3 protein-coding genes are annotated in these 1618 nt (G+C 65.0%); all 3 read right to left on the bottom strand.

The window, feature by feature from the left end; translation table 11 throughout:
• A partial coding sequence (locus tag ACLEQD_RS42990; protein ID WP_410391734.1) for an amidoligase family protein occupies positions 1-409 on the bottom strand: 409 nt, incomplete at its 3' end.
• A gap of 291 nt (positions 410-700) precedes the next feature.
• Positions 701-1039: a hypothetical protein gene (locus tag ACLEQD_RS42995; RefSeq protein WP_141648405.1), complete on the bottom strand. Its 339-nt coding sequence runs from the start codon at positions 1037-1039 to the stop codon at positions 701-703.
• Between the two features lie 279 nt (positions 1040-1318).
• On the bottom strand, positions 1319-1504 hold the full coding sequence (locus ACLEQD_RS43000; RefSeq protein WP_223738438.1) for a hypothetical protein: 186 nt from the start codon (positions 1502-1504) through the stop codon (positions 1319-1321).
• Positions 1505-1618: the final 114 nt, after the last annotated feature.

Genomic DNA, 1618 nt, shown 5'->3' on the forward strand with positions numbered 1-1618 from the left:
GCGCGGCGCTCACCCCGAGGGCGGTCTCCAGGAGGCGCTCCTGCTTGTGCACCATTTTGACGAGGTTGGTGACGCCCTTGGCGTCGAAGCGGCTGCCATCGACGTGGATGAGGCCCCCGGTGGAAGCGTCGGCGCGGGCGCCGGCCTCGCGAGCGGCGCGCACCACCTGCTGTAAGGCTTCCAGGTCCTGGTAGGTGAGGATGGGGGAGACGATTTCGCCGCTGTACTCGCCCCCGCTCAGCGAGCCGTCCGGCACCACCTTCCAGGCGCGGCCCTGGGAGTCCATCACCTGCCAGCCCCGGTAGTCGCCGGAAACGTGCCCGCCCACCGCGCCCTGAATCGCGTGGGCCAGCTTCTGGCGGCTGGCGCCAACCGTCTCAATCTCAATTCCAAACCGGAGCGTCTTCATGGAGTTTGCCTCTCGCGTTCGCGCGGGGCTGTGGCGCCCGTTGCGAAACACATACACGCTCTTGTATGCGAATGAAGCAAGTCCACTTCGACGGCCGGAAGGGCGGATTTGGGCGTCTGGAGTATTCGCGAGAATATGCGGGGTTTCTCGTCCGCTCTCGACGGGTGGCGCGTGTTTCAGGCGCTTGGGTTGCGGCTGGTGGGGGAATTCCAGTGTGTGTGATTGACTGGGTGAGGATGGACGGGGAAACCTGCGCGGTGCTGCGGCGCGGACTCCCGCTGACCTCTCCGCTCAGCCCAGCAGGGTGTTGAGGAGCATCATCCCGCGCATGGCCTCGGCATGGTCCCCCTCGGCCAGCTCCAGGTAGATGCGGCCATGGTTCGGCTCCGAGAGGCGCTCGCTCTGCACGATCCACCGCTCGCTGGCGGGGGTGCTCAGCTCCAGGCTGGCGGCGAAGGCGTGGAGCAACGCGCTCATCTGCCGGTGGGTTGCGCTGGGCGGAAGGAAGATGTCCAGTTGGGGCTGGGCCGTGCCGTACCGGCTTTTGCCGAGGTCGAGGCTCAGCTTGGCGTTGCTGAAGTCAATCACCTTCATCGGGATAACGTGAAAAGGGATGGCCGTCGCGCTCATGGTCGGTATTCCTGTGGGATTGCGCGGTGCTTTTTTGTGCCCGTCGCGAGGGGCATACACGCTCTTGTGGGCGGGTGTATCAAGTCCTCTCTGCTGTCTTTGGGGTGTATGTTCTGTGGCGGGGCGTTGGCGTTTGGCTGGGGCGCTGTTCCCGATGGAGCGTGTGTCTGGTGGTGAGGCTGGGCGTGCGCGCTTGGGGCCTATTTCGGCCGCTTCGAGTGGCTTGCCGGACGTGCCTGTCGCAGCCCGGCAAGGCCCTCGAATGGCGAGGGGCTGCGGCTAGGTTGCACCCTTGGCGGTCGGCGTGGGCTTCGTGTCCTCCCGCTCTGCTCGAATCTTCATGAGCTTGTCGATGATCTTGGCCTTCTTGGTTTCCCCCAAGTAGGGGAAGCTGTTTCCGGTGTCGATGACGTAGCGGCGCAGTTTCTTGACGGTCATCGTTTCCAATTCTTCGCGTGTCTTCATGTTGTTCCCGTGGGGACTGCGTTGAAGGAGGGGCCGGTCGAAGGTCTCGGGCGGTGTTTCACTTCACGGCGATGTTGGCGCCCGCCTCGCGTGTGGACGGCGGGGCGGAGCGCG

Origin of the sequence: Corallococcus sp. 4LFB, from assembly GCF_046520365.1 — a bacterium.
GTDB classification, from domain to species: Bacteria; Myxococcota; Myxococcia; order Myxococcales; family Myxococcaceae; genus Corallococcus; species Corallococcus caeni.

Coding starts and splice junctions, on each gene's coding strand:
- ACLEQD_RS43000 (WP_223738438.1), bottom strand. CDS start 1,504: ATGAAGACACGCGAAGAATTGGAAACGATGACCGTCAAGAAACTGCGC.
- ACLEQD_RS42995 (WP_141648405.1), bottom strand. CDS start 1,039: ATGAGCGCGACGGCCATCCCTTTTCACGTTATCCCGATGAAGGTGATT.